This is a genomic window from Bradyrhizobium icense (assembly GCF_001693385.1).
Lineage (GTDB): Bacteria > Pseudomonadota > Alphaproteobacteria > Rhizobiales > Xanthobacteraceae > Bradyrhizobium > Bradyrhizobium icense.
Map to the genome: position 1 here is coordinate 3212468 of NZ_CP016428.1, position 26441 is coordinate 3238908.

Annotated in this window: 25 protein-coding genes; 15 read left to right on the plus strand and 10 right to left on the minus strand. The window is 62.9% G+C overall.

What is annotated here, in order from left to right; translation table 11 throughout:
• Positions 1-149: 149 nt before the first annotated feature.
• Positions 150-1373, minus strand: coding sequence for a vanadium-dependent haloperoxidase (locus tag LMTR13_RS14980; protein ID WP_065728543.1), 1224 nt, complete (start codon positions 1371-1373; stop codon positions 150-152).
• Between the two features lie 632 nt (positions 1374-2005).
• On the opposite strand from LMTR13_RS14980, the gene LMTR13_RS14990 reads away from it, so the two are divergent.
• The 5 genes from LMTR13_RS14990 to LMTR13_RS15010 all read left to right on the plus strand — a co-directional run bounded on the left by LMTR13_RS14990 (position 2006) and on the right by LMTR13_RS15010 (position 5536).
• The gene (locus tag LMTR13_RS14990; protein WP_065728545.1) at positions 2006-2323 is read left to right on the plus strand and encodes a hypothetical protein; all 318 of its coding nucleotides are present in this window, start codon (positions 2006-2008) and stop codon (positions 2321-2323) included.
• Between the two features lie 2 nt (positions 2324-2325).
• Positions 2326-2772, plus strand: a complete 447-nt coding sequence (locus LMTR13_RS14995) for a GNAT family N-acetyltransferase (protein WP_065728546.1) — start codon at positions 2326-2328, stop codon at positions 2770-2772.
• A 195-nt stretch (positions 2773-2967) separates the two neighbouring features.
• Positions 2968-3246: a rhodanese-like domain-containing protein gene (locus LMTR13_RS15000; protein WP_051379298.1), complete on the plus strand. Its 279-nt coding sequence runs from the start codon at positions 2968-2970 to the stop codon at positions 3244-3246.
• Positions 3247-3253: 7 nt separating this feature from the next.
• The gene (locus LMTR13_RS15005) at positions 3254-4426 is read left to right on the plus strand and encodes an aminotransferase (protein ID WP_065728547.1); all 1173 of its coding nucleotides are present in this window, start codon (positions 3254-3256) and stop codon (positions 4424-4426) included.
• A gap of 45 nt (positions 4427-4471) precedes the next feature.
• The gene (locus LMTR13_RS15010) at positions 4472-5536 is read left to right on the plus strand and encodes a polyamine ABC transporter substrate-binding protein (RefSeq protein ID WP_236843469.1); all 1065 of its coding nucleotides are present in this window, start codon (positions 4472-4474) and stop codon (positions 5534-5536) included.
• Between the two features lie 283 nt (positions 5537-5819).
• Here the strand turns inward: LMTR13_RS15010 and LMTR13_RS15015 are convergent, their stop codons facing one another.
• The 6 genes from LMTR13_RS15015 to LMTR13_RS15040 form a co-directional block, all read right to left on the minus strand.
• Positions 5820-6755: a lipid A biosynthesis lauroyl acyltransferase gene (locus tag LMTR13_RS15015; RefSeq protein WP_065728549.1), complete on the minus strand. Its 936-nt coding sequence runs from the start codon at positions 6753-6755 to the stop codon at positions 5820-5822.
• Between the two features lie 19 nt (positions 6756-6774).
• Positions 6775-8052 (minus strand): beta-ketoacyl-ACP synthase, encoded by a 1278-nt coding sequence (locus tag LMTR13_RS15020; protein ID WP_065728550.1) that lies wholly within the window; start codon positions 8050-8052, stop codon positions 6775-6777.
• A gap of 107 nt (positions 8053-8159) precedes the next feature.
• A complete protein-coding gene (locus tag LMTR13_RS15025) occupies positions 8160-9359 on the minus strand; it encodes a beta-ketoacyl-ACP synthase (protein ID WP_065728551.1) in 1200 nt (399 codons plus the stop codon).
• Positions 9356-9826: a 3-hydroxyacyl-ACP dehydratase FabZ family protein gene (locus LMTR13_RS15030; protein WP_065728552.1), complete on the minus strand. Its 471-nt coding sequence runs from the start codon at positions 9824-9826 to the stop codon at positions 9356-9358. The genes LMTR13_RS15025 and LMTR13_RS15030 overlap by 4 nt, the downstream gene beginning before the upstream one ends.
• Positions 9827-9835: 9 nt before the next feature.
• Positions 9836-10129 carry an acyl carrier protein gene (locus LMTR13_RS15035; protein WP_065732705.1) on the minus strand — a complete coding sequence of 98 codons (294 nt, stop codon included), beginning with the start codon at positions 10127-10129 and terminating at the stop codon, positions 9836-9838.
• A gap of 284 nt (positions 10130-10413) precedes the next feature.
• Positions 10414-12345, minus strand: coding sequence for an FAD-binding monooxygenase (locus LMTR13_RS15040; RefSeq protein WP_065728553.1), 1932 nt, complete (start codon positions 12343-12345; stop codon positions 10414-10416).
• A 179-nt stretch (positions 12346-12524) separates the two neighbouring features.
• Here LMTR13_RS15040 and LMTR13_RS15045 point away from each other — a divergent pair, with 179 nt between their 5' ends.
• Complete coding sequence (locus LMTR13_RS15045) at positions 12525-12992, plus strand: MarR family winged helix-turn-helix transcriptional regulator (protein ID WP_065732706.1); 468 nt, start codon at positions 12525-12527, stop codon at positions 12990-12992.
• A gap of 617 nt (positions 12993-13609) precedes the next feature.
• Here the strand turns inward: LMTR13_RS15045 and LMTR13_RS15050 are convergent.
• From LMTR13_RS15050 to LMTR13_RS15060, 3 genes are all read right to left on the minus strand, one after another.
• Positions 13610-13948 carry a hypothetical protein gene (locus LMTR13_RS15050; RefSeq protein ID WP_065728554.1) on the minus strand — a complete coding sequence of 113 codons (339 nt, stop codon included), beginning with the start codon at positions 13946-13948 and terminating at the stop codon, positions 13610-13612.
• Positions 13949-14077: 129 nt separating this feature from the next.
• Positions 14078-14659, minus strand: a complete 582-nt coding sequence (locus tag LMTR13_RS15055; protein WP_065732707.1) for a peroxidase-related enzyme — start codon at positions 14657-14659, stop codon at positions 14078-14080.
• Positions 14660-14770: 111 nt separating this feature from the next.
• Positions 14771-16531: an ATP-binding protein gene (locus LMTR13_RS15060; RefSeq protein ID WP_083219456.1), complete on the minus strand. Its 1761-nt coding sequence runs from the start codon at positions 16529-16531 to the stop codon at positions 14771-14773.
• Between the two features lie 455 nt (positions 16532-16986).
• On the opposite strand from LMTR13_RS15060, the gene LMTR13_RS15065 reads away from it, so the two are divergent.
• From LMTR13_RS15065 to LMTR13_RS15105, 9 genes are all read left to right on the plus strand, one after another.
• Positions 16987-18885: a putative bifunctional diguanylate cyclase/phosphodiesterase gene (locus LMTR13_RS15065; protein ID WP_065728555.1), complete on the plus strand. Its 1899-nt coding sequence runs from the start codon at positions 16987-16989 to the stop codon at positions 18883-18885.
• A gap of 87 nt (positions 18886-18972) precedes the next feature.
• A complete protein-coding gene (locus tag LMTR13_RS15070) occupies positions 18973-20232 on the plus strand; it encodes an MFS transporter (RefSeq protein ID WP_065728556.1) in 1260 nt (419 codons plus the stop codon).
• A 134-nt stretch (positions 20233-20366) separates the two neighbouring features.
• Complete coding sequence (locus tag LMTR13_RS15075; protein ID WP_156795631.1) at positions 20367-21092, plus strand: TetR/AcrR family transcriptional regulator; 726 nt, start codon at positions 20367-20369, stop codon at positions 21090-21092.
• Between the two features lie 30 nt (positions 21093-21122).
• Entirely contained in the window at positions 21123-21992 is an 870-nt protein-coding gene (locus tag LMTR13_RS15080; RefSeq protein ID WP_065728558.1) for an amidohydrolase family protein, read from the plus strand.
• 13 nt (positions 21993-22005) lie between these two features.
• Entirely contained in the window at positions 22006-23010 is a 1005-nt protein-coding gene (locus LMTR13_RS15085) for a Bug family tripartite tricarboxylate transporter substrate binding protein (protein WP_065728559.1), read from the plus strand.
• A gap of 58 nt (positions 23011-23068) precedes the next feature.
• Positions 23069-23794, plus strand: coding sequence for a PIG-L deacetylase family protein (locus LMTR13_RS15090; RefSeq protein WP_065732709.1), 726 nt, complete (start codon positions 23069-23071; stop codon positions 23792-23794).
• Positions 23791-24483, plus strand: a complete 693-nt coding sequence (locus LMTR13_RS15095; RefSeq protein ID WP_065728560.1) for a 4-carboxy-4-hydroxy-2-oxoadipate aldolase/oxaloacetate decarboxylase — start codon at positions 23791-23793, stop codon at positions 24481-24483. The genes LMTR13_RS15090 and LMTR13_RS15095 overlap by 4 nt, the downstream gene beginning before the upstream one ends.
• 7 nt (positions 24484-24490) lie before the next feature.
• Entirely contained in the window at positions 24491-25336 is an 846-nt protein-coding gene (locus LMTR13_RS15100) for a substrate-binding domain-containing protein (RefSeq protein WP_083219457.1), read from the plus strand.
• Between the two features lie 70 nt (positions 25337-25406).
• On the plus strand, positions 25407-26357 hold the full coding sequence (locus LMTR13_RS15105; RefSeq protein WP_065728562.1) for a catechol 2,3-dioxygenase: 951 nt from the start codon (positions 25407-25409) through the stop codon (positions 26355-26357).
• Positions 26358-26441: the final 84 nt, after the last annotated feature.

The following is a 26441-nucleotide window of genomic DNA, read 5'->3' on the forward strand; positions in this document are numbered from 1 at the left end:
TTTGCTCAAAAAGTGCAGAAATCAAGGCGTGGCTCCCGGACCGGGTCACGCTGGAGGCATCGCGACCTGGGCCAGGTGATGTCGGTGCTGCGGCAAGCCGCAGCACCGCCCCGGTTACCGAGCGCCTAGAGATGGCGCCGAACACGGACCTACCGCGTCGACCTCACGTAGTAATTTGCCACGAGATGGTCGGCGATCTTGCGACCCATCGATTCGCCGACCTCCAACGAATTGCGGAAATGAATGCCGCCCCAGATGCGCACCTCTTTGTGCTCCTGGGCCATCTGCGAAAAGCTGCCGAATTGGCGCGAAAGGCGCGCGTCGGAAGTGTCGGTCACGGTGAAGCTCTCCGTCCCGCTGCCGAAAACAGCTTCAAGAACGCCTTGCACTGCACCCGCGTTGATCGCCGCCTGCGACGGGTATTCCGGATGCATCGGTGTGGTGTTCAGAGGCTGCCAGCTTGCGTCGCGTTCAGTCGCATCGTTGCCGTCCTGGTCGCCGTTGCGGATCGCAGTGATCGGCCGCCAGAAATTGTATTGGAATTTGGCGTCCCAATCGACGACGAAGCAATTGGCGAAAGCCATGGACATCAGTGCGAACACTCGCGCGCTTTCTGCCACCGGGAGGCCATGACGAGCGGAAGTCTGCCGGGTAGCCTGGAACCATGCGGACCCAAGGTTGGCCTGGGTCCAGAAACGCACGGCGTCGGACTGCGCGTCGGTCCGCTTCGTGCTTTTGACTCCCCCGATTTCCTTGGTTTCGTTGTAGTCGCGCGCGTAAAGAGCACTGTTGAGGGCCGGGGGCGGAGCCGGCCGGAACTGACTCGCGCTCTCCATGCCCCACGGCTTGGCCGTTGCGTATTGAGGGAAGAGCGGCAGCGTGGTCGGCACCCATATGCCAGCCGTGGTGTGCGGGCGGTATGTGTCGGGCGTGTTTGTCGCGTCGCTCTGACGTTCGGCGAAAACGGCGGCCGCAACTTTTTCGCCTAAAGAAATACCGGCGACCCGCGCGGGGTTGTCCGGAATGGTTTTCATCGTCTCCGCGAAGGCTGCATCGATCCGCTCCTTCTGGCCGGGATACTGTCGCATGAGAATTTCGCGGGCCGCCGCCGCTGCCGCCGCTTCGGCTGACGCGTTCGGGTCAATTGGAAGCTCCGGTATGTAACGCGAATATCGGCTCTGCACCGAGTTGACGGCGTCAGACATGGACACGTTCACCAGGGCCATACTGCGCGTCCACGGGTTACCGCCCACATTGGCGGCCTTCATCACGCCCATTGCGGTGTTGTTCCAGTCGGCGATGACGTCCGCGCGGACCGCTGTATTGGCTGAAATTAGGGTCAGGCCGACGATTGCAACTTTCAACACGTTCATCGTTGCCTCCTTCGAAAAGTTGGATTTCGAACGACTGCCAATGTGGTGTGAATGTACCTCTGCCATGATCGTGTCGTGCGCGCAGCCGCATTCGCGCCTGTCACGCGGAAGCGTCGCCCAACTCCCAAGGGTTCATTGCAATTTTCGCCAAGGAGTCCGATTGCGGCGGTACTTGGCGAACGTCGAGCCTATCGCTCAGGCGTGTCCGTGGTCGAAGAAGACATCGCGGACCAGCGCTCGTCAAAACTCGCAGTCGGGAGCTCATTCGCGTCAACCGCGAGGCCTTTCGTAGTCGTGCCGGCAGAGACGACAGTGCTATCGTTCCAAGGCAGATGCGACCTCATGGTGACGGCGGTTGCGGCGACAGCGAGCAGGGCGACGGCCACGAAACCAGTAATCGTTCGATGCCTTGTCATCAGAACCTCCTGTGGTCCCTAAAGCCCCCTGGCGTGGGTCACGCGAACTTCGCGAAGGTTCAACAGCAATGGGAGAAAGCATGGATTGCGAATTCATGGATCGGGCAACGAAGCTGTCGCGGATTCCAATGCTTTTTTAATAGCGAGAGTTGTGTTTCCCGAATGGGAGCACAGTTTCCTTCGACAAGGTCGGCTACAGTGATTTGCGGACCTTCGATGACGGATTTCATCGGAAGACTCCTTTTTGCTGCCCATGCGATGGGCGTGGGCATTTTATTCCTCGTCATTTCTTCCTGGTGTGAGCTACCTCACCCGTGGACGCGATCACCCTTGCAAAATGCCGTGAACGTCCGCCGTGCGTTGGCATTGGCAACCTCGTTGGAAGCAAAAGCGGCGTGCGGTAGCAGGCAAGCGTCGCTAAGCGCGAAGGGCTTGTTTTTCGCCCTGTTCCAGCAACATCACTTTCAACGTCGCCCATCTGCCAGTTCTTCCAAACTTGTGCTAACGGCAGCTTTTTCGTTGCAGAAGAAGTGACGATGAGCGCCATTCACCGTCGGGCGATGTTCAATGACGCGGACTGTCTCTGCGACATTCGACGACGGTCGATCCTCGAGCTTGCGCCGCCAAAAATGTCCGTTGCCGAAGCGCAGGCGTGGGCTGCGAAGCTCACGCGCGCCGGAATGGAGCAAAAGCTGCGTGAGCTGGAAGTATGGGTGGCCGAGCTCGACGGCTTCGTAGCCGGGTGGGGGGCCATTCGCGGCGACCGGCTGGAGGGGCTTTATACCGACCCGGAATTTGCCGGCCGGGGTGTCGGCGCGGGGTTACTGGAGATGTTCGAGCGGCTGATGTGCGAGCGAGGCATTCGGGCGGTGCGGGCCGAAGCCAGTTCGAACGCGATGGCATTCTACCTTCGTCGAGGCTACCGGGCGAATGGTCCTCAATCGCCGAACGGGGCCTGGCCGATTGCGAAGGGGCTTCGATAGGCGCCGCCGAAGCTGAGGCCGGAGGTTCGAACGGCGCTTTAAACCGTTCGCGGCGCTTGATTTTCGCCGCGCGAGGGGCGACTTTGGCGCCCGCTTGGCCGGGCCTGTCGGAGCCCGTGCGGCGGGTTGTCAGGAGGATATTGCGTGGCGGACCATCAGGTGCACGATTTGACGCCGGAAGACGTTTCCAGGGGGATGGCGGAAGGGCGCTATCTTCTGGTCGATGTCCGCGAGCCCAATGAGGTGGCGGTGGAGGCCTATCCGGATGGGGTGGTTGTTCCGCTCCAGAGCTTCGATCCGGCGGCCATTCCGGAACCGCAGGGAAAGCAGGTGGTTTTCGCCTGCCGCTCGGGCAAGCGCTCGGTGACGGCGTCGCTGGCGGCGCAGGCGGCGGGGCTGCCTTACGACAAGCATCTGGCAGGGGGCATCATCGGCTGGAAGGCTGCGGGATTGCCGACCAAGACCGGCGGCTGATCTGCCAATGACCTCCATGAACAAGGTCTTTGCCGACCTTCCCGTCACCGTGTTCGAGGCGATGTCGCAGGCCGCGCGCGACAATAACGCCATCAATCTCGGCCAGGGCTTTCCCGACGATCCCGGACCGGAAGACATCCGCCGCGCGGCAGCCGATGCCACGGTGAACGGCTATAACCAGTACCCGTCGATGATGGGCATTCCGGAGCTGCGGCAGGCCATCGCCGCCCATTACGGCCGCTGGCACAAATTGTCCCTCGATCCGATGACCGAGGTGATGGTGACCTCGGGCGGCACCGAGGCGCTGACCGCGTCCATTCTCGCCGTGGTCGAGCCCGGCGACGAGGTCGTCGTGTTCCAGCCGGTCTATGACAGCTATCTGCCGATCATTCGCCAGGCCGGCGGCATTCCGCGCCTGCTGCGGCTGGAGCCGCCGGGCTGGCGGCTGACGGAAGAGATGCTGGCGAGCGTCTTCAACCCGAAGACCAAGGCGGTGCTGTTCAACAACCCGCTCAATCCAGCGGCGGTCGTCTACCCCCGCGAAGACCTCGAACTGCTGGCGCGCTTCTGCCAGCAGTTCGACACCATCGCGATCTGCGACGAGGTCTGGGAGCACGTGATTTTCGACGGTCGCGAGCATATCCCGCTGATCACGATCCCGGGCATGCGCGACCGCACCATCAAGGTCGGTAGCGCCGGCAAGATTTTTTCGCTGACGGGATGGAAGGTCGGCTTCGTCTGCGCCGCGCCGCCGCTGCTCAGGGTGGCGGCCAAGGTGCACCAGTTCCTGACCTTCACCACCGCGCCGAACCTACAGGCGGCCGTTGCCTACGGCCTTGGCAAGCCCGATCAATATTTCTACGACATGCGCAAGGAGCTGGCGCGGAGCCGGGACCGCCTGACCAAGGGCCTGGAGAGCATCGGTTTCCCCGTGCTGAAATCGCAGGGCACGTACTTTCTCACCGTTGACCTGTCGCCGCTCGGGCTGAACGAAACCGATGTCGAGTTCTGCAAGCGCATCGTGAGCGACTACAAGGTCGCCGCGATCCCGGTGTCGGCGTTCTACGAGCAGGACGCGGTGACCTCTGTGGTGCGTTTCTGCTTTTCCAAGAAGGATGAAACGCTGGATACCGCGCTGGAACGGCTGTCGGACGCGGTGCACGGCCGCCGCAAGAGGTAGAAGATGCGCGCTCCAATCCGAGGCCCGCTTCGTCTGATCGGTGTGATGACGGTCGCGCTGTCGCTCTCGCCCGCGTGGGCGCAAGAGCGCACGGTGAACTTCTACAACTGGTCGAACTATATGGCGCCGGGGGTGCTGGAGGATTTTACCAAGGAAACCGGCATCAAGGTGGTTTACGACACGTTCGACGCCAACGAGACGTTGGAGACGCGCCTTCTGGCGGGGAAGTCGGGCTACGACGTCGTGGTGCCCACCGGCTATTTCCTGCAGCGTCAGATCACCGCAAAGGTCTTTCTCAAGCTCGACAAGTCAAAACTGCCCCATCTCGCCAACGCCTGGCCTGTGGTGACCAGCCAGCTCGCGACCTATGATCCCGGCAACAATTACGCCGCCAACTACATGTGGGGCACCACGGGGATCGGCTACAACGTCAAGCTGGCGCAGAAAATCCTCGGTCCCGACGCCAGGATCGACAGTTGGGATATCGTCTTCAAGCCGGAGAACCTCGCGAAGTTCAAGGATTGCGGCATCCACATGCTGGATTCCGCCGACGACATTCTGCCGGCGGCGCTCAGCTATCTCGGCATCGATCCGAACTCGACCAAGCAGGCCGATCTGGAAAAGGCCGCCGACCTCGTCGGCAAGATCAGGCCCAATGTCCGCAAGTTTCATTCCTCGGAATATCTGGGCGCGCTCGCCTCCGGCGAAATCTGCTTCGTGGTGGGCTGGTCAGGCGATGTGATGCAGGCGCGCAGCCGCGCGGCGGAAGCAAAAAACGGCGTCGAGATCGGCTACACCATCCCGAAAGAGGGCGCGCAGATGTTCTTCGACAATCTCGCGATTCCGGCGGATGCCAAGAACGTCGCGGAAGCCTATGAGCTGATCAACTATCTCTACCGCCCCGAGGTCGCCGCGAAGAATTCGGACTTTTTGTCCTACGCCAACGGCAACCTCGCAAGCCAGAAGCTGATCGACCCGAAGATTTTGAACGACAAGAACATCTATCCGGACGAGGCGATGCAGAAGAAGCTGTTCGTGATCCGGGCCCGCGACCCCGCTACCCAGCGGGTAATCAACCGGCTGTGGACGAGGGTGAAGACGGGGAGGTGACCGGCGATCCATCCCACAAACTTCTATTGCCGAAACCCAGGCCAGAATCTATAGCTTTCGCCGGGAGCATCACATGACCAACATCCTGACCTTCTTCTCAACACGCACGCTGCTGCAGATCATCTTCGTCCTGGCATCGACGGTTGCGATGAAGGCGTGGAGCCTCGGCCTGTTGTTCGGCGGATAGGCCACCCCGTAGCCCGGATCAGCGCAGCGACATCCGGGGCCGTTCTCACCTCTGATACCGGGTGTCGCTGCGCTCATCCGGGCTACGAAAGCAGACCTACCGCCATCTCCGGTGCAGCCACAGCCACTGGTCCGGATATTCGCGCACCCAACCTTCGACCACGTCAGTCACCGCCTGCATCGTGCCCTGGATGTCGATTTGCCCTGCGGTGTCGCGCACCGGCTTGACCTCTTCGGACAATTCGGCGCGGAAGCGGTGGTTGGGCAGGCGGATGATGCGCACGCCGTGCACGGGGCATTCGACCTGCCGCAGCAGGCGCGCCAGCGTCGGGTTGGCCTTGGTCTTGCGGCCGAAGAATGTCACCTCGACGCCGTTGCCGAGGTACTGATCGACCAGCATCGCGACGTGCTGGCCCCGTTGCAGCGCCTCGGCGAGTTTGAGCGGTGCCTCGCGGCCGGCCGGCACCAGCGTGCCCATCTTGACGGCGCGGATCCGTTCGATGGCGCGGTCGGCGGCCTCGATGTTCGGCCGGCGGAACAGGATCGCGCAATCGAGCCCGTGCGCGACGGCACCGAGCGCCGGGATTTCCCAATTGCCGAGATGGCTTGCGAAGATGATCGCAGGCCTCCCGTCGTCGCGCAACGAATCGAAGATTTCCTTGGTCCGCGGGGGAAACTCGATGCGGCTCGGCTTCTCCGGATGGTCGAGGTCGTAATCCCAGATGTGATCGAGATGGGCGAACTCGGCGCCGATGCGGCCGAGATTGTCCCAGACGCCGGCCAAAATGGTTTCGATCTCTTCGGTCGATTTCTCAGGGAAGGCGGCCTTGAGATTCTCGCGACCGATACGGTTCTCGCGCAGCCTGCTGCCGATGAAGCGGGTGACGCGGCCGAAGAAATCGGCGGTCTTGTCCGGATCGAAATAGCGCGTGGTGCGCAACAGCGCGATCGTCAGCGCGCCGACGGCCAATTCCGCCACCGGCTTGGCGGCGTCGCGCAGGCGCGCCCTGGTGCGTAGGAGCAGGCGGTTCATCTTTTGGAAACAGCTAGCCCTACGCCGGTTCGCGCGTCAGGATCAGCGAGGCGTTTTGCCCGCCGAAACCGAACGAGTTCGACATCACGGCGGTAACCTTGGCGTCGCGCGCCTTGTTGCCGACCACGTCGAACAGAATGGTCGGATCCGGAATCTCGTAATTGATGGTCGGCGGAATCCGTTGATGCTCCAGCGTCAGCAGCGAGAACACGGCTTCCACCGCGCCGGCCGCCGAAATCGTGTGCCCGACCATCGATTTGTTCGAGGACACCGGAATCTTCGGCAGATGATCGCCGAACACGACCGCGGTCGTGTTGTATTCCATCTTGTCGTTTTCCGGCGTCGCGGTGCCGTGCGCGTTGATGTGGTCGATCTGTTCCGGCTCGAGGCCGGCGTCCGCAAGCGTCTTGCGCATGCAGCCGATGATCGGCTTGCCGTCGGGGCTGGAGCGGGTGCGGTGGAATGAGTCGGTCAGTTCGCCGCAGCCGGCGACGACGCCGAGAATTTTGGCGCCGCGCGCGATCGCGGATTGATAGCTCTCCAGCACCATCGCGCCGGCGCCTTCCGCCATCACAAAGCCGTCGCGGTTCTTCGAGAACGGCTTTGAAGCGGCTTGCGGCGGATCGTTCTGCGTCGACAGCGCCGACAACAGCGAGAAGCGCACCATGGCTTCCGGGTTCACCGAGCCGTCGGTGCCGACGCACAGCGCCGCGTCGGCTTCGCCGCGTCGGATCGCCTCGACGCCGAGCTGGATCGCGGTGGCGCCGGAGGCGCAGGCGGTGGAGAGCGAGATCGGCGATCCCTTGGTGCCGAACGTTTCGGCCAGGTGGCTCGCGATCGAACCGAACATGAAGCGGTGATGGTAGGCTGTGAACCGACCGCCGCCGCTGACGCGCAGCATGTCCTCGTAAGCGAATTCGGTCCTGCCGACCGCGCGTCCGAGCTCGAGCCGCTGCGGCCATTCAACCTCGACCGGCGCAACTGCCAGAAACAGCGGTCCGGGAAAGTCGGCCTTGGCGCCGATCGCCGCCTGTTCAAGCGCTTCCTCGGTCGCCATCTCGGCGAGACGTTCGCTGAGACCGGTCGACGAGAACGGATCGACGGTGACGAAATCCACGGTGCCAGCCATGGTCGTTTTCAGGCCGTCGATCGGAAAGCGCGTCACGGTGCGAATGCCGGATTCGCCCGCGGTCAGCCGGGTCCAATTGTCCGTCTTGCCGGCGCCGAGCGAGGTCACCACGCCCATGCCGGTAACGACGACGATCGGCCTGCCGAGTTTATCGCGTGGTGCTGACATGGTTCCCCCCGTCGATGCTGCGCCGTAACTGAAAGCGCTGTCGCGCTCATTTCATGGTCTGGTCGTGATCCCCGTGGAAAAGCAATGACGCCGTCCCGGATCACGCGCTACTTGATGGCCTCGACCAGGGCCATGCCTTCGCCCTGCCAGTGACCGGCCCCCACGATGACAATCTGGTCCGGGTTGCCTGCCTTTTCAACCTCGAGGCCGGTCGGATCGTTGGGCGGGAACAGCGCGCCACGGGAGATCGAGAGTGCGGCAAGCGCCAGCCCCAGCGGAAACTGCGTCTCCAGCGTGTGGCCGAACATCGTGCCGGTGGCGCGCACCGCAAAGCCGGGATGCTGGCGCAAAAACGCCTTTTCATCCGACGTCACCGGCTCGGCGCCGGTTGCGCCCGTGATCAGGGTGCCGCTGTCGCCGACGCCGAGCTTCGGCCACAGCGCCTCCAAAGATTTGGTCACCGCGCCCGGCTGCTTGCGCTGCGCAAGGTCGGCGACGACCTTGGTCAGTTTGGCGTATGGCTTGGCGCCGCGGGCTTCGGCGTGCTCGCGGGCTTCCAGCACCAGGAAGCAGCCGGCGGAGCCGAGCGCGAACCCGCTTTTGTCCTCGCGTTGCCACACGGGGCTGAACTTGTCGGTCAGGTTGAAGTCGCCGAATTCATAGAGGACCAGCAGGTCGGACCGTTCGCCGTTATGGGCTGCGCCGACCAGCGCGATGTCGCTTTGGCCGGCTTCAATCCGCGCCAGCGCAATCCGTGCCGCATCGATGCTGGCAGCTTCCTCGCCCATGAAGGTGCGCGACGTGCCGCAGACGCCATGCACGATGGCGATGTTGCCGGCGAGCAGGTTGGAGAGCTGGGCCAGAAACAGCGTCGGCCGCAGATCGTTCATCAGCCGTTCGTTGAGAAAGCCGGGGCTGGAATTGCCCTTGGCGTCGGCGCACAGGATTGCCGCATCGACTGCGATGTCGCGCTCGCCGCCGCCGGCGGCGACGATCATGTCCATGCGGCCGAGGATTTCCTTGTTGCCTTTGACGCCGGCCGAATCCAGCGCCAGCCCGGCGGCATAGGTGCCGATGCGCTGCCATGCTTCCATCTGGCGCTGGTCGCCCTTTTTCGGGATCTGCGCGTCGAAGCTAACAGGCGCCAGCGGATGCACGATGTAGGGCGCAAACCGTTTTTCGTCGACGTTGATCTTCTTCTCGTTCAGCGCATCCCAATGCGCCTCCAGCCCCTCGCCGAGCGAGGAGACGATGCCGATGCCGGTGATCCAAACTTCCTTGGCGCCTGCGGATTTTGGCTCAGTCATTGCGTGATTGCCTGCAGTGGGAAGCCGATCTCGTGGGCCTTCGCGTCCATGTGCACGCGCAAGGCAGGGTCGGGAAAGGGGGCAAGGCCGAAGGTGAGTTCAGCGCTGCACTTCAACTCCTTGCCGACGCGTATTTTTGCCTTCGTGACGGCAAAGCCGGAGCCTTCGTGCTCGAGTTTCGCATCGATCGTCAGCAACTGGCCGGGACTGACGTAACCCCGCATCTTGGCTTCCTTCACGATGGCGAGGAACGGCATCCGCTCGAACTTCAACAGGCCGAGCAGCAGCCAGCCGGAGCTCTGCGCCATCGCCTCGGTCAGCAGCACGCCGGGCATGATCGGAAAGCCCGGGAAATGCCCCTCGAAGATGGTGTGCGCGGCCGGCACCTGCGCCTCGACCGTGATTTTCTTCTCGTCGAGGTCGAGGTCGACGATGCGGTCGATGAGCTGGAAATAATCGAGTTGCATGGCGGGCGATTAGGCGCCCGTGGCTGCATTCTTGGCGGCGACCAGTTCGTCGATGCGATCGGCGAGATTTTGCAGCACGAAATACTGCTCGGTCGTGGCCTTGCCGTCGTTGACCTCCTGGGTCCATTTTTCGAGCGGCATCTTGATGCCGAACGCCTTGTCGATGGCAAAGGCGATGTCGAGGAAGTCTAGGCTGTCGATGCCCAGATCGTCGATGGCGTGGCTCTCCGGCTTGATCGTGTCGCGCGGGATGTCGCAGGTCTCCGCGATAATGTTGGCGATCTGATCGAATGTGGAAGACATCATTAAGCCTTTGATATACTGGAGAAAATCCGGAACGGCTTGGAGGAGGCGGGTGCACGGCCCCGGAAGGCCCATTCCCTCGGCCGGAGTCGAGTGCCCGTATATCGGAGCGGGACGCCGAGTTCAATGGAGGGGGGCGAGGGGATCGGCGACCGATTTATGGGCAGGGATGGCCGGTTTGGTTCCGGAAGAGCAGTGGCCTGGATGTAGAAAGCAGGCGTAGCCCGGGTGAGCGAAGCGACCCCGGGGACAGTGTCTCCCGCATATCGCCGCGCTCATGCGGGCTACGGTTCGCCCACTCTTAGCATGAACCCATCAAAATATGCCGCAAGCTCGGCATGGCCGTCGAGCGGGAGAATATGCGCGACGTACTGGTCCGGGCGCACCACGACCATGCAGCCTTTGTCCCGATCGATGCCGCGCATCGAAAAGATGTCGTGGCCGGCCTTGAGATCTGGGCAGAACATTTTTTCGTAGTCGATCAGCCCGTAGAGTCCTTTGCGCGGGAGCAGGAGTGGGGGCATCGTCTCGATGGCGAGCTCGGTGTGCGCCTGCTGGAACACGGCGCGGACGTCGATCACGGAGTCGATATCTGCGCCAGCAGGCGCGTGTCTTCGGACCGGAGATTTGGGGCTCTCGCTCAGGAAGTCGCATAGGGAGCGGAGCGGGGCGTTGGCGGCCGTGGGATCGCCCGCGCCGGCAAAGACGAAAAGCCGGAAGCGTCCGTCGGCCTTCGTGACGTGGCCGAGATGAACCGGCTTGGCGTCCGAGAGCCGGACGACCGGTGCCGAGTGAAAGCGCGTACCGATCACGAATCCCTTCGCTAGCTGCTGGTGGTCGGATTCGGCAGTAATGACGGACGGGCGGTAGTGCGTCGCCGTTCCCGCGGTATAGCGGCCGTGACGGACGAAGTAGTCCTGCATTTGCGCCGCGTCGGCGCCCTTGTTGTCGCCTTTGGCGGACGCAAGAATCGCGGCCCATTCGCGGTCGAAGTCGATCAACTCTTTCGCTACCGCCTGCCGTTCCGCCGAATAGCTGTGCAAGAGATGCGGCGAGCTGCGCCTTCGCAGCACGGAGGCGAGCTTCCATCCGAGATTGAAGGCGTCCTGCATCGAGACGTTCATGCCCTGGCCGGCCTTGGGGCTGTGGGTGTGGCAGGCATCGCCCGCAATGAACACGCGGGGCAGGCGCGTTTCGGTCTCGTCCGCCGGCACGTCGTCGAACTTGTCGGTAAGCCGCTGGCCGATCTCATAGACCGACCACCAGGCGATCTCCTTCACGTCGAGCGTATGCGGATTGAGAATCCGCCGCGCCTTCGCGATCAGATCGTCCGGCGTGATGTTGCGGCTGGCGACCCGCTCGCCGGCGTCGAGATTGGCGAGTTCGACATAGAGCCGGACCAGGTAGCCGCCTTCGCGCGGGATCACGATGATGCTGCCGTCTCGGGCCGACTGGATCAGCACCTTGAAGCGGATGTCGGGGAAGTCGGTGACGGCAAGGACGTCCATGACGCCCCAGGCATGGTTGGCGGAATCGCCGCGCAGCTCGCGCCCGATCGACTTGCGCACCGTGCTGCGCGCGCCGTCGCAGCCGACGACATAGCGCGCCTTGATGGTCTCGACCTCGCCCTCGTGCCCGGCATCGAGCCGTTCGAGGCGCACGGTCACGGCGTGATCTTCGAACTGTGCCGCCGGCGCGATCGAAAGATCCAGCAATCGCCGTGAATAATAGGGCTCGAGCTTCGCCGGCGATTTGCGCATGACATCGAGGTAGCAATCATGCACGCGCGCCTGGTTCAGGATCAGGTGCGGCATCTCCGACAGCCCGTCCTCGACGTCCTGAACACGGCCGCTGCGCACGATGTTTTCGGGCTTGCGATCGTCCGGCTTCCAGAACATCGTTTCGGTGATCCAGCAGGCTTCCTTCAGCACGCGCTCGCCGAAACCGAAGGCCTGAAACATTTCCATGGTGCGGCAGGCGACGCCGTCGGCCTGGCCGCGCAAGAGCCGGCTCGGCTTCTGCTCGACGATGCAGGTCTTGATGTCGGCAAACGCTGAAAGCTGCGCCGCCAGCGTCAGGCCCGCCGGCCCGCAGCCGACGATCAGGACATCGACTTCCGCCGGAACAGGGCCGGACATGCCGGAAGGTGCAACCCGCTCGGCGGGATCGGCGATCTCAGGGTCGCCCGGCTCGAATCCATTCAGATGAAACTGCATGAGACCTGATCCTCCCGTCCCTGGCCGACCGGAGTTGATTTTGACCGATCGAATTACCCTTCATCTATGGCGTCGGTCACTTGACTGCCCGGCAGATGCCGCCGATATTGATCAGCATGCTGATTATCAGTATGCTTGTCAATTCGAAACCTGCCTTTGAGTTTGCCTTGGAGAATTTGGTGAGAGACAACAACGAGATGCCTGGCCATCTGGCGCGCCGCTTCCAGCAGATTGCGGTCGCCGTGTTCCTCGCCGAGGTCGAGCAGGCGGGCTTCGACCTCACGCCCGTTCAATACGCGGCGCTCGCGGCCATCAAGATGAATCCAGGGATCGATCAGGTGACGCTCGCCGGTCTCATCGCCTATGACCGCACCACCATCACCGGCGTGGTCGACCGCCTGGTGCAGAAGGGCTTGCTGGTGCGTCACGCGAGCCCTCGCGATCGCCGCGCCCGCGAATTGCAAATCACGGAAGCGGGAAAGCGCACGCTGCGTGCCATCACGCCGGCCGTCGAGGCGGCCCAGCGCCTCATGCTGCGCGGCCTTAACGAAAAGGAGGGCGCGGAGCTGATGCGGCTGATGCGCAAGGCGATCGCCGCCGGCAACGAACTAAGTCGCGCGCCGTTGCGGGAGGCGGAGCTGAGGTGAGGACCCAACCCCGTAGGGCAGCTTTCCGCGCTGACGATAAAAGTTGCCAGTGATCGTAGTGATGCGCTGATGCCTGCCGATCCACGCCGTCGCCGCGAGGCTTTGCAATGGCTGTTCGCGGCGTTCAATTCGGTCGAATGGTAACGGCAATTGCGCCGACCGTGCATCTAATTCTCACCCGACGCGGGTGACGGATGGGCGATGGGTGATCGATCGGGGCCAAAGGGTGCTGTGCGAATGCGCGAATTTCAGTAATAATTTCAAGTTGATTTGCCCGGCAGTCACGCGCGGAAAAATAAAGCGCTTCTCAGCAAACCCAAATCACCCTTACAACTCCGGCCATCCCGTCCCGAGAAGAGGGGCGTTGGCCATCGTCACGAACGTTGGGGCGGGTTGCGGTGGACGCGGCAGCGTCGGGGCGCGAGAGCCGTTCGCAGGGCGGTTTTACCGTGAGCGAACACAGCGCGCAGGACGTACGGCGCTTAAACGCCTCCGCCAGAATTTTGGCCGGCACGCACTTGGCTGGTCGGAATCTCTGGCGAAGGAAGCTGCGTACGGCAAAACCGTGTGGTCCTGGCGCCCGTGGCTGGCGTCTTCGCTGGGACGATCCCGCTTCGCTACCCCTGCGGCGCCACCGAAATCCCAGCGCAATCCCGCCGGCCCATCAACACGCAGTCCTGGGTCTTGCGGAGATCGGCGATGCTTACCGCAAGCCAAATGCCGATCGCGGTCAGAGCCACGGTGAAGGCGAGCGCAGCGACATTGGCGAGCATGCGATGACGGAAGTCGTCACCCTCGTCGCGCGATTGCTCGTAGCGGGACAGATCCTTCGCCGCTTGATGCTGTTTAGTTTGCTCGGGCGCATCCCGCCCGCCCGGCGGGCGTGCCGAGGTACGCGGCCGGAACTTGAGCACGACGTGCTCATCGTCCGTGGTAATGGGCCGCTGGGTTTTCACTGCGCTCGTCCGACGAAAAGTCCTGCCGCCTTTTTAGCACGGCGGCAGCGCTTCCAACATGAAATCTTGCCAACCGCAGGACAGCCACCCGTCTCCGCAACGTCCGATGGAACCGCAACGAAGCCGGGCTCAGCCCTGCTTCGGCAGCCGCCCCATCATGTAGAACTCGTCGTTCGGGCGCATCGCCGTGATGTTGGCCAGCCGGTTCGACAGCGCGAAGAAGGCCGAAATTGCCGCGATATCCCAGATGTCGTCCTCGGAAAAGCCGTGGCTTGCGATCTCGGCAAAATCGGCTTCCGAAACCTCGTTCGCCGCCCGGCTCACCTTCATGGCGAAGTCAAGCATGGCGCGCTGGCGCTGCGTGATGTCGGCCTTGCGGTAATTGACCGCGATCTGGTCGGCGATCACAGGGTTTTTCGCCCGGATGCGCAGGATCGCGCCGTGGGCGATCACGCAGTAATGGCACTGGTTGGCGGCGGACGTCGCCACCACGATCATCTCGCGCTCGGCCTTGGTCAGCCCGCTGTCCTTCTCCATCAACGCGTCGTGATAGGCAAAGAAGGCGCGAAATTCGTCGGGCCGGTAGGCCAGCGTCAGGAACACGTTCGGCACGAAGCCGGACTTCTCCTGCACCGCGAGAATTCGCGAGCGGATATCCTCCGGCAGCTTGTCGATGGCGGGCGGCTGAAATCGCTGGGCAGGCTTGGACATGAAAGGGTTCCGGATCAAGGCCGCGGGATGCGGCGTTGCCGAAACCATATCGCGCTTTGCGGTGAAGTGGATACCACCCCGGGCGGAGAATTTGCGCGAAGCTGTCGCGCCTCAGCGCAGCGGCTTTTTCAAGAGCGAGAACCGGTCGGGATCGAGCCCCATCGAAGGCTGCAACATCGGCGCTTCCACCGGCGTCATGATGCGGGCGGCGGGCCGGTCGCTGATCGAGGGATCGTTCGGCGCGTCGCGGTTGGAGGTGGCGCCGCGCCAGCGGTCCAGCACCGCGGAGACGAAGTGCATGTCATGGCCGGCGGCGACCGACGGCACGGACGCGATAGTGGCTTCGCTGCGCGGCAGTTGGTGGACCGGAACCTCCTTGAAGCGCAAGCGCGTCGGCAGGGCCACGCCTTCGCCGAAGGCCAGCACTTCGCGGGTGCCGAGCGAGGGCACGAACGACAACAGGTTGGCGGCGGCGTCCGAGACTGCCGAGCGCAGCAGCGCCTGGTCGCGGTCGTTGGCAAGGCGCATCGCAAACAGCGTGTTGCACTGGGATATGATGGTGGCGTCGAGTTCTGCCGGACGCTGGGTGACGAGGCCGAGAAAGACGCCGTATTTGCGCCCCTCCTTGGCGATACGCGAGACCGCCTTGCGCGTCGGCCCGAAGCCGATGTTGCGGTCGGCAGAGGCGTAACGGTGCGCCTCTTCGCAGACGAACAGCAGCGGCGAGACGCCGTCGCTCCACAGGCCGAAGTCGAACGCCATGCGGCACAAGACCGACACCACGGAATCGACGACTTCGGCGGGGAAGCCGGCGAGCTGCATGATCGTCATCGGCCGGCCGTTGGCGGGCAGGCGGAACAGATGGCTGATCACTTCCGCCATGGTGTCGCCGCCGACATTGGCGTTGTCGAACATGAAGGCGTAGCGCGGATCGTTGCGCACGGTCTCGATGCGCGAAATCAGCTTGTGATAGATGATGCGCGAGGAGCGGTTCTCCAGCTTGCCCATCCGTTCGTCGATCAGCGAGATCAGGTCGACGAGGCGATACGGCACCGGCGTATCGACCGTGTAGCCGACCGACTTGGGATCGATGCGCTTGAGGCCAAGCCGGTCGGAGTTCTGATATTGCGTATAGATGCCCTTCGCCATCGGAATGACTTCGGCGAGGACGTCGAGCTCTTCCGGCACGCCCGGGCGGCCGCCGAACAGCACGTCGACGATCTCTTCGAAATTGAACAGCCAGAACGGCAGTTTCAAATTGCGCGGGTTGAGCACCAGCGCGCGGTCGCCGAAGCAGCGGCCGTATTCGTTGTGCACGTCGAGCAGGAAAACCCGCAGGTTCGGCCGCGCCTTCAGAATCTCGTTGAGCAGCAGCGACACGCTGGTCGATTTGCCGACGCCGGTGGAGCCGAGGACCGCGAAATGCTTGGAGAGCATCTCTTCGACGTCGACATAGGCGATCACCGAGCGGTCTTGCTGCAGGGTGCCGACATTGATCTGGTCCGACCCGCTCGGCGCGTACACGGTGCGAAGGTCCTCGGCGGTGACGAGCTCGACGGCGTCCCCGATGGTCGGATAGTTGGTGACGCCACGCTGGAATTTGGGGCGTTCGCCGCCGGAGATTTCGCCGAGCAGGTCGACCGAGGCACTCGCGATATAGTTGTCGGAGGTCGGCGTATCCTCGCAGGACACCTCGGTGATCATCGCGATGATGGTGGAACCGGCGCAGCGGATGCTGATGAAGCGGCCGACCGTGGCGCGCACCTCGGAGACGGGCATCGGGCCCGCCGCCAGAAGTCCAACCCGGGCGAGGGAGCCGCGCACGGAAATCACACGTCCGAAGGATGTCACGGTGTTGAACCTGGATCTCATGAATTGGAGTCTGGCCTCCATTATGGTCGGCCCCGACTAGCGAAACGGTTAAGCCGCAGAGGTTTCGCATCAGCTAAATCTGCGGCATCTCGGTCAGGATCCGTTTTTGCAGCGGAGCCCGGTCCGACGCTCCGAGTGCGAGTTAGGCTTGGAAAATCAGGGCTTTCTCGCATTTGTTGGCACGCGCGAGCCGGGCTGCGAATTAATCTCTCGTTTACCATTTCGAAGGAGAGGACCAGCCGAGGGTCACCTCACGATAACCTGTTATTGGCGAAGGGCGATCGGAACCAGCCCGCGTATTGACGTAACCGATTGCTAACCGCAAGTTGTAACGCGCCTTCCATTTGTCCTTCGTACCAATATCGCTGGGCGGGAAACTGGATTCCGGCTTGCGCCTGCATGACCGATCGCCGACCGCCTGCAGATTGGCGATTTCGCGTGGAGAAGCATCTCGGGTGGGCATCGAAAGCGACCAGAAATTGCATGGCGGTCCCGCCGACAAGGCCGGGCTATTTACGCTGCTTGCTGTCTGTGCCGTCCTGCTCGCGACGGCCGTACTCGCGCAATTTGCGGTCTCGACATGGAGCCTTCGCGAACGCGTCCTGCTGGGGCTCGCCGCCGTTCTTGCCGTCGCCGCCGGACTGTTGCTGCGCCGCGACCGGTTGACAGATCAGCGGCTGGCGGCGGAGCGGCGCCAGCTCTCGATCGCCGTGAACAATATCCCGCAAGGTCTTGTTCTGTATGATGCAGCCGCGCGGATCATCATCTGCAACCAGCCTTATCTCGACATGTTCGGATTGTCGCCCGACGTGGCGAAGCCCGGCTGCACCATGCAGCGGCTGATCGCCCATCGGAAGGAAACCGGGTCTTTCGATGGCGACGTCGATGCATTCTGCAACGCGATCATCCAGAAAGTATCGCTCGGCAAAGCCACGCGCCAACTTACCAAAGCGCCGGGCGGCCGGGCGATCGAGATCATCAACCGGCCGCTGAAGGGCGGCGGGTGGGTCGCTACGATCGAAGACATCACCGAGCGCAAGCGCGCGGAAGAGAGGATCGCGCATCTGGCGCACTACGACGGTCTGACAGACCTGCCGAACCGGATCCTGTTCCGCGAGCGGCTGGAATATTCGCTCAAGGCGTTGCGGGCGGGCGAGCAACTGGCGGCGCTCTATATCGACATCGACGAGTTCAAGAGCGTCAACGACGCGCTCGGTCATGCGATCGGCGATGAGCTGCTCAAAGGCGTCGCCGATCGCCTGCGCGGCTGCTTGAGGGAAACCGACGTGGGGGCCCGGCTCGGCGGCGATGAGTTTGCCGTCATTCAAATGCCTATCAAGAATCGCTCGGAAACCACTCGGCTCGTTGACGAAATCCATTCTGCGATCAGGCAGCCCTTTGAATGCATGGGGCACCTGATCACCACCGATGCCAGCATCGGAATAGCGCTTGCTCCCGGCGACGGGGTGGACCTCGACCAGTTGTTGAGGAATGCAGACCTTGCGCTCTACGGCGCCAAGGGCGACGGACGGCGAACCTACCGCTTCTTCGAGACCGGCATGGATCAGCGAGCCAAAACGCGACGAAGCCTGGAGCTCGAGCTACGGCAGGCGATCAGCGACGGCAGCCTCGAGACCTACTACCAGCCGGTGGTCAATATCGAGGACGGCAAGATCTCATCCTGCGAGGCGCTGTTGCGGTGGCGGCACCCCGAGCGCGGCATGATCTCGCCGGCGGAGTTCATCCCGATCGCGGAAGATTCTGGCCTCATCAATGAGCTAGGCCAATGGGTACTCAATGCGGCCTGTGCCGAGGCCGTCAACTGGCCGGATCATGTCCGTGTCGCGGTCAACGTTTCGCCGGTCCAGTTCAGGAGCCAATCGCTGGCGTTGAACGTAGCGGCGGCGCTGGCCGCCTCCGGCCTGCCTGCCAGCAGGCTCGAGCTCGAAATCACGGAGGCTGTACTCATTCGTGACGACGCGGCGCTGGACGCGCTGCATCAGTTGCGCAAGCTGGGCGTCCGGATCGCGCTGGACGATTTCGGCACCGGCTATTCCTCGCTCAGCTACCTGCAGCGCTTCCCGTTCGACAAGATCAAGATCGATCGCTCCTTCATCAGGGATATCGCAGGCCCCGGCGCATCCTCGTCCATCGTCCAGGCCGTGGTGAATATCGCAGCCGCCAGCGACATGACGACGACGGCGGAAGGTGTCGAAACCGCACAGCAGAGGAACTTGCTGTACATCCTCGGTTGCACCGAGATGCAGGGCTATTTGTTCAGCCCCGCGATATCGGCCGTCGAGGTGAGGCGACTGTTGCTAACGCATAGCGGCATGGCGATGTCGGCTGCTTGAAACGCCGGGTACCACTTGCTATCGACGGAGAAGGAAAAAACAAGAAAGCAGGGCAGGGTGGACCGCGATGAGTCGCGATAGCGCATCTTGAGCGAGCCCGCGCGATCGTCCGCGCTCGCACCATTCCGCGTCAGGAACTACCGATTTCAGTGGCCGGCCGATCTGCTCACCTCCTGGGCGTTCGAGATGGAACTGATCATTCTCGGCTGGTATGTGCTGGTCGAGACCGGATCGGTCCTGCTGCTCACGCTGTTCGCCTCGCTCGGCTATGTCGGTACGCTGGTCGCGCCGATGTTCGGTGTCGTCGGCGACCGCATCGGCCATCGCGATCTGCTGGCGATAATGCGGGCGACCTACGCGATGCTGGCGGCGGTGCTGATGGCGCTGGCGCTGTCCGGCCACCTCGCGCCGGTTTATGTGTTCATTGTCGCGGCCGTGATGGGCATCGTCCGCCCATCGGATCTTGGCGTGCGCGGCGCCCTGGTCGCGACCATCATGCCGCATGGCCAGTTGATCGGCGCGATCAGCATTTCGCGCACGACAATGGATACCGCGCGCATCGCCGGCGCGCTGAGCGGCGCCGGATTGTTTGCCTCGCTCGGCATGGGTCCGGCCTATGTGGCGATCGTCTGCCTCTATCTTACCGCCACCGCGCTGACGCTGTGCATCATGGCGCCGGCAAGACCGGATGCGGCGGGCGAGGCTGCCGGCGAGGCGTTGCAGCGCTCGCCCCTGCGCGACCTCAAGGAAGGTGTTGCCTATGTCTGGACCACACCGCGGATGCAGGCCGCGCTCTGGGTGGCTTTCCTGGCCAATTTGACGGCCTATCCGCTCTCCAACGGGTTGCTGCCCTATATCGCCAAAGCGATCTACGGCACCAACCAGACCGGCCTTGGCTATCTGTCGGCGAGTTTTGCGATCGGCTCGCTGGCCGGTTCGATCGTATTGAGCCTGATCCGCGATATCCGGGTGGCGCGACTGATGATCGCCGCGACCGTCGTCTGGTATGCGACCTTGCTGGTGTTTGCGCAGATGCAGACGGTGCCGACCGCGATCGTGTGCCTGGTGGTGGCGGGTTTTTCGCAAAGCCTCGCCATGATCTCGATCGCCGTCATCCTGATGCGGACCGCGAGCGAGAATTTCCGCGGCCGGGTGATGGGCGTGCGCATGATGGTGATCTACGGCCTGCCGATCGGGCTGCTGGCTGCCGGCAGCCTGATCGACGAGATCGGATTTGCCGCGACCGGCACACTCTACGCGGCGGCCGGTCTCGCGCTAATGCTCGCGATCGTGCTGCACTGGCGCGCCGATCTCTGGCACGTGCACGCGCCGGCGAATGCGCGGTGATATGACCGCGCCCGCCGGCCAGCGAAAGCAGGGCGGCGGCGATGGCGATTGTTCCAGGTGAAATCCAGATGTTTGTTGACCGGACCTGATATTTTGTACAGATGTACAAATCTCGAGGGCGGAAAGCAAATGCCATGACGCGAAACCCCAACATGCGGGAAGCCATCCTGAGCGCGGCCGAGCTGTTGTTCTCGACACGCGGTTTCAATGCCGTCTCGATCCGCGACATTGCGCTGGAGGCGGGCGCCAACCCCGGCAGTATCACCTATCATTTCAAGAGCAAGGACGGCTTGCTGCTCGAAATCTACAAGCGTCATTGCGGGCCGATGAACAGACGCCGCATCGAGCTGCTGGTGGCGGCAAGGCGCGTGCGCGACATTCAGGACCGGCTGGAAGCGATCGTGCGCGCCTATATGCAGCCGGCGTTTTCATCGAGCAGCGACCTTGCCGGCGGCGGCGCGCGCTTCACGCGGCTGCGCGCGGTGATGTCGGCCGAAGGCAACGCGGTAGTGGGCCGCATCATCGCGGAGATCTTCGACGATACCACCAACGCATTCATCGATGCCATCGCGGAAAGCCTGCCGCATCTGCCGCGGACGACGATCGTGTGGCGGTCGCAGTTCCTGCTCGGCGCACTCTATTACACCCTCGTCAATCCGGAGCGGGTGACGCGGCTCTCCCGCGGCGAAGCCGACGGCGGCGATATGGCTGAGGCGATCGAGCAGATCGTCTCGGCGACGGTCGCCTCGTTGCAGGCATCCGACATCAATCACATCGACAGTGCGTCACGTCGGATTAAGCCTGTTCAGCAGCGCGCTTTGGCTACCGCTCGAAAGCGGAAAGAGAATCCACCCGACTAGGTACCCGAACCGAGCACTGCAGAAGGCACCATGAACAAGCCCAGAATTCCCGGACCCGATCCCAACACGCGAACGCCGAAATTCAAGCTCCCACCGCTGGCGTGTGATGCGCATACCCACATCTTTGGCCCCGGCGACAAATACCCTTACGCACCTGGACGGCCCTACACGCCGCCCGATGCGTCGCTCGAGGATTTCCGGGCGCTGCACAGGAAGCTCGGGATCGGCCGCGCTGTCATCGTCAATGCCAGCGTGCACGGTACCGACAACCGCGTGGCGCTCGATGCCATTGCTGTCAGCAACGGGACCTTTCGCGCCGTCGCCAATATCGACGACACCATCACCGAGCGCGGCCTTTGCGAATTGCATGACGGAGGCTTCCGCGGCTGCCGCTTCAACTTCGTCCGTCATCTCGGCGGGGTACCCGACATAGCAGCGTTCCACCGTATTGTTGCGATGGTCGCGCCGCTCGGCTGGCACATCGATCTGCATTTCGACGCGATCGACTTGCCTGAGTATGCGGAGATGCTGGCAAAATTGCCGGTGCGCTACACCATCGATCACATGGGGCGCGTCAAAGCATCCGACGGTCTCGACCAGCTTCCGTTCCGGACGCTGATCGATCTGATGAAGCGCGATGAGAAATGCTGGGTCAAGGTGTGCGGGTGCGAGCGGGTATCGTCCGGCGGACCGCCGTTCCACGACGCGGTACCGTTCGCACGGCGCATCGTCGAGACGGCGCCGGACCGCGTGATCTGGGGAACCGACTGGCCGCATCCCAACGTGAAGGTGATGCCCAACGATGGTGATCTGGTCGATCTCATTCCACTGTTTGCACCGGAACCGGAACTGCAGCAGAAGATTCTGGTCGATAATCCGGCGCGGCTGTTCGAGTTTTGAAGGAGCGCGTGCGATGGCGGACAAACGGAAGCAGTATGGCTTGAGCCGGCGCCGCGCGCTGCTCGCCGGCATGGCCGCGCTGGCGGCAGCGTTGTTGCTGCCGCAAGTCGCCTGCGCGCAAAGTTATCCGAACCGACCGGTGCGGCTGATCCTGCCGTTCGGCGCAGGCGGCGTCGCCGACGTCACGGCGCGGCTCGTTACCGAAAAACTCGGCGAAAAGCTCGGCCAACGCTTTGTTATCGAGAACATGCCGGGCGCCGGGGGCATCAATGCGGCGCGCGCCGTGCTGTCAGCCCCTGCTGACGGTCATACGCTGGCGCTGTTCAGCAACGGCACCGCGATTTCCGTATCGCTGTTCAAGAACCTGACGTTCAACCCGATAACCGATTTCGTGCCGGTTTCGAGCATGGGCTATTTCGACTTCATCTTTGTCACCCAGGCCGGTTCGCCTTATTCGACGCTGGCGGAATTCATCAAGGGGGCAAAGCAAAAGCCCGGCGCGCTCAATGTCGGCACCATCAATGTCGGCTCGACCCAGAACCTCGCCGCGCAATTGTTCAAATCGACCGCCGGCGTCGATGTAACCATCGTGCCGTTCCGCAGTTCGCCCGAGGTGCTGATCGCGCTGTTGCGCGGCGACGTCCAGATGGCGATCGAAAATTACAGCGCGGTGCAGTCGCATATTGCCGACAAGGCCGCCATTGCCGTGTCATCGTCCGGCTCGGTACGCACCACGTTCCTGCCCGACGTGCCGACGGTGAAGGAAGCCGGCGGCGGGGATTTCGAGGCGCGATCCTGGAACGCGATCTTTGCGCCGAAGGGCACGCCGCCGGAGGTGATCAGGACGCTCAACGCCGCGCTGCACGAGGTGCTCGAGTTGCCCGACTTGAAGAAGCGCGCGCTCGATCTCGGCATCGAGGCCAAGGCCGGTTCGCCCGAAGAAATCCTCGATAGGCTGAAGGGTGATATCGATAAGTGGGCGGCAGTGATCGAGCGGGCAGGAATTGCCAAACAATAGTCGCGCGGCCGGTGTGGCGGCCGGCCACGTGCAACGAGCGAAGGAGGAAATCCCGATCATGAGCAATGCTGGCAAAACAGGCCTTGTGGTTACCGCGCATCCCGGCGATTTCGTCTGGCGCGCAGGCGGCGCGATCGCGCTGCATGCCAAGAAGGGCTACCGCATCAAGATCGCGTGTCTCTCGTTCGGCGAGCGCGGCGAGAGCCAGTTCGCCTGGAAGGAGGCGGACGCGACCATGGAGAAGGTCAAGGCCGGAAGGCGCGACGAGGCGCAGCGCGCGGCGGAGATGCTGGGCGCGGAAATTGAGTTCTTCGACGCCGGCGACTATCCGCTGCGGCTGACGGAAGCGCATTTCGATCGCATGGTGGGTATCTACCGCGAGCTCAATCCGTCCTTCGTACTGACCCATGCGCTGGAGGATCCCTATAATTTCGATCATCCGAACGCGGCGCACTTTGCCCAGGAAACCCGCGTGGTCGCGCAGGCGATGGGCCACAAGCCCGGCGCCAAATATACCTATTCAGCGCCGCCGGTATTTTTGTTCGAGCCGCACCAGCCGGAGATGTGCAATTTCAAGCCGCAGGTGATCCTCAACATCGACGAGGTCTGGGGGATCAAGCGCAAGACGTTCGAGATTCTCGCGGCCCAGAAGCATCTGTGGGCCTATTACGAGCGTGTCGCGCTGCAGCGGGGCGTGCAGGGTGGCCGCAATACGGGCAAGCCGATGACCTATGGCGAGGCCTATCAGCGGCTGTTCCCGATGGCGATGGAGGAACTGGCATGAAGACGGTCGTCGTCCGCAATATCAAGCGCACCGAGCCTGATATCGTAAGGCGGCTGGGCGCGCTCGGCGTCGCCACCGCGCACGAGGCCTATGGCCGCTTCGGGCTGATGAAACCGTATCTGCGCCCGGTGTGGAGCGGGGCGGAGACGTCAGGCACTGCCGTGACCGTGCTGGCGCAGCCCGGCGACAACTGGATGATCCATGTCGCGGTGGAGCAATGCCAGCCCGGCGACATCCTGGTTGTCGGCTGCACGGCTGACAATACGGATGGCATGTTCGGCGATCTGCTGGCGACTTCGCTGATGGCGCGCGGCGTCAAGGGCCTCGTCATCGACGCCGGCGTTCGCGACGCCAAATCGCTTCGCGAAATGGGCTTTCCGGTGTGGTCGAAGGCGATCTCGGCCAAAGGCACGGTCAAGGCGACGCTGGGCGCGGTCAACGTGCCCGTGGTCTGCGCCGGCATCAACGTGGTGCCGGGCGATGCGGTCGTTGCCGATGATGACGGCGTCGTGGTGATCGGGCGCAGGGACGCGGCCGATGTCGTCGCCAAGGGCGAGAAGCGCGTCGCCGACGAAGACGGCAAGCGCAAGCAGTTGGCGGCGGGCGTGCTCGGGCTCGACATGTACAAGATGCGCGATCCGCTGGCGAAGGCCGGGCTCGTCTATGTCGACGAGTTGGAGGAGGACTGAGGTGGCGATGCGCCTGCGCACCTTGCTCGGCGACCATCTTGGCACGACCGCGCTGAAGAACGGCTCGATCAGATCGGATATGGTCGCGTTCGATTTTGCGCAGTATTCGCCGACCAACAAAGGCTTCAAGCCGATGGTCCGCGAAGCGGCGTTCGACGTCTCGGAAATGGCGATCGTCACCTATTTGATGGCGAGGTCGTTCGGCAAGCCGATGGTGCTGCTGCCGGATGTCGTGCTGGCCCGGTTTCAGCACGGGCATGCGCTGTACAATGCGAAGGCGGGCAAGCTTGCGCCACGCGATCTCAAGGGTAAACGCGTCGGTATTCGGTCCTTCACCACGACGACCGGGGCATGGCTGCGCGGCATCCTCGCCAATGACTATGGCGTCGATCTCGATTCGATCGAATGGATGACGTTCGAGGACGCCCATGTCGCGGAATTCGTGGATACGACCAAACGGGCACCCGCAGGCAAGCAGATCGTGCAGATGCTGATCGACGGCGAACTCGATGCGGTGCTCGGCGAAAAATCTGACCATCCGGATTTGAAGCCGCTGTTTTCCGATGTCGCTGCGGAAGAGAAAGCCTGGTTCGACAGGCACAAGGTGGTGCCGATCAACCACATGGTGGTGGTGAGCCAGGCGATGTCCGAGAAGCATCCCGACGCGGTGCGCGAGGTCCATCGTCTGCTCGCCGAATCCGCCACCGCCTCGCCCGCCGCGCCGCGTTTCAGCCGGGACGAAATGCAGCGTTCGCTGCAACTGATCATCGATTACTCCGCGCAGCAAAAGCTCATCCCGCGTGCGTTCGGTGTGGATGAACTGTTCGACAATGCGACACGGGCGCTCTGGTAACCCCGCTCACCGATGTCATCATCCGCGGGGGATGACGGACTGAGAGAAATCAACGGTCAGGAGAACCAACATGACCCCCGAGCCGATTTTCGATCTCGCCCATCTCGGCCATATGGAATTGCTGACGCCGAAGCCGGACGAGAGCCTGAAATTCTTCGTCGACGTCATGGGCATGACCGTCAGCGGCCGGAAGGGCGAGTCGGTCTACCTGCGCGGCTGGGACGATTACGAACGCTATTCGCTCAAGCTGACGGCCTCGAAAACTTCCGGAATGGAGCACATGGCGTTACGCGCGCGCAGCCCGCAGGCGCTGGAGCGTCGCGTCGCCGCGCTGAAAGGCTCGGGATTCGACATCGGCTGGATCGACGGCGACATGGGGCAGGGGCCTGCGTTCCGCTGCCGCGACCCCGATGGCCATATCGTCGAGCTCTATTACGAGACCGAATGGTTTCAGGCGCCGCCCGAACTCAAGCCGGCGTTGAAGAACCAGGCGCAGCGCTTTCCGGCGCGCGGCGTCAATGTTCGCCGGCTCGATCACCTCAATTGCCTGGCCGTCGACATCAAGGCAAACCGGCTCTTCTTCGAAAACTATCTGGGCTTGCGCACCACCGAGCAGATCGTGCTGAACGACGGCACGGAGGCCGCGATGTGGATGACGATGTCGAACAAGAGCTACGACTTCGCCTATACCCGCGATCACTACGGCAAGGCCGGTCGCTTCCACCACGTCACTTACGCCCTCGACAGCCGCGAGGAGATTTTGCGTGCCGCCGATATCTTTCTCGAAAACGGCGTTCACATCGAGACCGGTCCGCACAAGCACGCGATCCAGCAGACCTTCTTTCTCTATGTCTACGAGCCCGGCGGCAACCGCGTCGAAGTCGCCAATGCCGGCGCCCGCCTCATTCTCGCGCCCGACTGGAAGCCGATTATCTGGACAGAAGACGAGCGCAAGAAGGGCCAGGCCTGGGGCCTGAAGACGATCGAGTCATTCCATACCCACGGCACGCCGCCGGTGTGAGGCGACGTTTGCCGGCCCTCGGTCAGCGGACGTCTAAAAAATGGGGAAGATGACCAGCCTTGCGGCCGCGATGTGACGCACCAT

Coding starts and splice junctions, on each gene's coding strand:
- LMTR13_RS14980 (WP_065728543.1), bottom strand. CDS start 1,373: ATGAACGTGTTGAAAGTTGCAATCGTCGGCCTGACCCTAATTTCAGCC.
- LMTR13_RS14990 (WP_065728545.1), top strand. CDS start 2,006: ATGACGGATTTCATCGGAAGACTCCTTTTTGCTGCCCATGCGATGGGC.
- LMTR13_RS14995 (WP_065728546.1), top strand. CDS start 2,326: ATGAGCGCCATTCACCGTCGGGCGATGTTCAATGACGCGGACTGTCTC.
- LMTR13_RS15000 (WP_051379298.1), top strand. CDS start 2,968: ATGGCGGAAGGGCGCTATCTTCTGGTCGATGTCCGCGAGCCCAATGAG.
- LMTR13_RS15005 (WP_065728547.1), top strand. CDS start 3,254: ATGACCTCCATGAACAAGGTCTTTGCCGACCTTCCCGTCACCGTGTTC.
- LMTR13_RS15010 (WP_236843469.1), top strand. CDS start 4,472: ATGACGGTCGCGCTGTCGCTCTCGCCCGCGTGGGCGCAAGAGCGCACG.
- LMTR13_RS15015 (WP_065728549.1), bottom strand. CDS start 6,755: ATGAACCGCCTGCTCCTACGCACCAGGGCGCGCCTGCGCGACGCCGCC.
- LMTR13_RS15020 (WP_065728550.1), bottom strand. CDS start 8,052: ATGTCAGCACCACGCGATAAACTCGGCAGGCCGATCGTCGTCGTTACC.
- LMTR13_RS15025 (WP_065728551.1), bottom strand. CDS start 9,359: ATGACTGAGCCAAAATCCGCAGGCGCCAAGGAAGTTTGGATCACCGGC.
- LMTR13_RS15030 (WP_065728552.1), bottom strand. CDS start 9,826: ATGCAACTCGATTATTTCCAGCTCATCGACCGCATCGTCGACCTCGAC.
- LMTR13_RS15035 (WP_065732705.1), bottom strand. CDS start 10,129: ATGTCTTCCACATTCGATCAGATCGCCAACATTATCGCGGAGACCTGC.
- LMTR13_RS15040 (WP_065728553.1), bottom strand. CDS start 12,345: ATGCAGTTTCATCTGAATGGATTCGAGCCGGGCGACCCTGAGATCGCC.
- LMTR13_RS15055 (WP_065732707.1), bottom strand. CDS start 14,659: ATGTCCAAGCCTGCCCAGCGATTTCAGCCGCCCGCCATCGACAAGCTG.
- LMTR13_RS15060 (WP_083219456.1), bottom strand. CDS start 16,531: ATGAGATCCAGGTTCAACACCGTGACATCCTTCGGACGTGTGATTTCC.
- LMTR13_RS15075 (WP_156795631.1), top strand. CDS start 20,367: ATGACGCGAAACCCCAACATGCGGGAAGCCATCCTGAGCGCGGCCGAG.
- LMTR13_RS15080 (WP_065728558.1), top strand. CDS start 21,123: ATGAACAAGCCCAGAATTCCCGGACCCGATCCCAACACGCGAACGCCG.
- LMTR13_RS15085 (WP_065728559.1), top strand. CDS start 22,006: ATGGCGGACAAACGGAAGCAGTATGGCTTGAGCCGGCGCCGCGCGCTG.
- LMTR13_RS15090 (WP_065732709.1), top strand. CDS start 23,069: ATGAGCAATGCTGGCAAAACAGGCCTTGTGGTTACCGCGCATCCCGGC.
- LMTR13_RS15095 (WP_065728560.1), top strand. CDS start 23,791: ATGAAGACGGTCGTCGTCCGCAATATCAAGCGCACCGAGCCTGATATC.
- LMTR13_RS15100 (WP_083219457.1), top strand. CDS start 24,491: ATGCGCCTGCGCACCTTGCTCGGCGACCATCTTGGCACGACCGCGCTG.
- LMTR13_RS15105 (WP_065728562.1), top strand. CDS start 25,407: ATGACCCCCGAGCCGATTTTCGATCTCGCCCATCTCGGCCATATGGAA.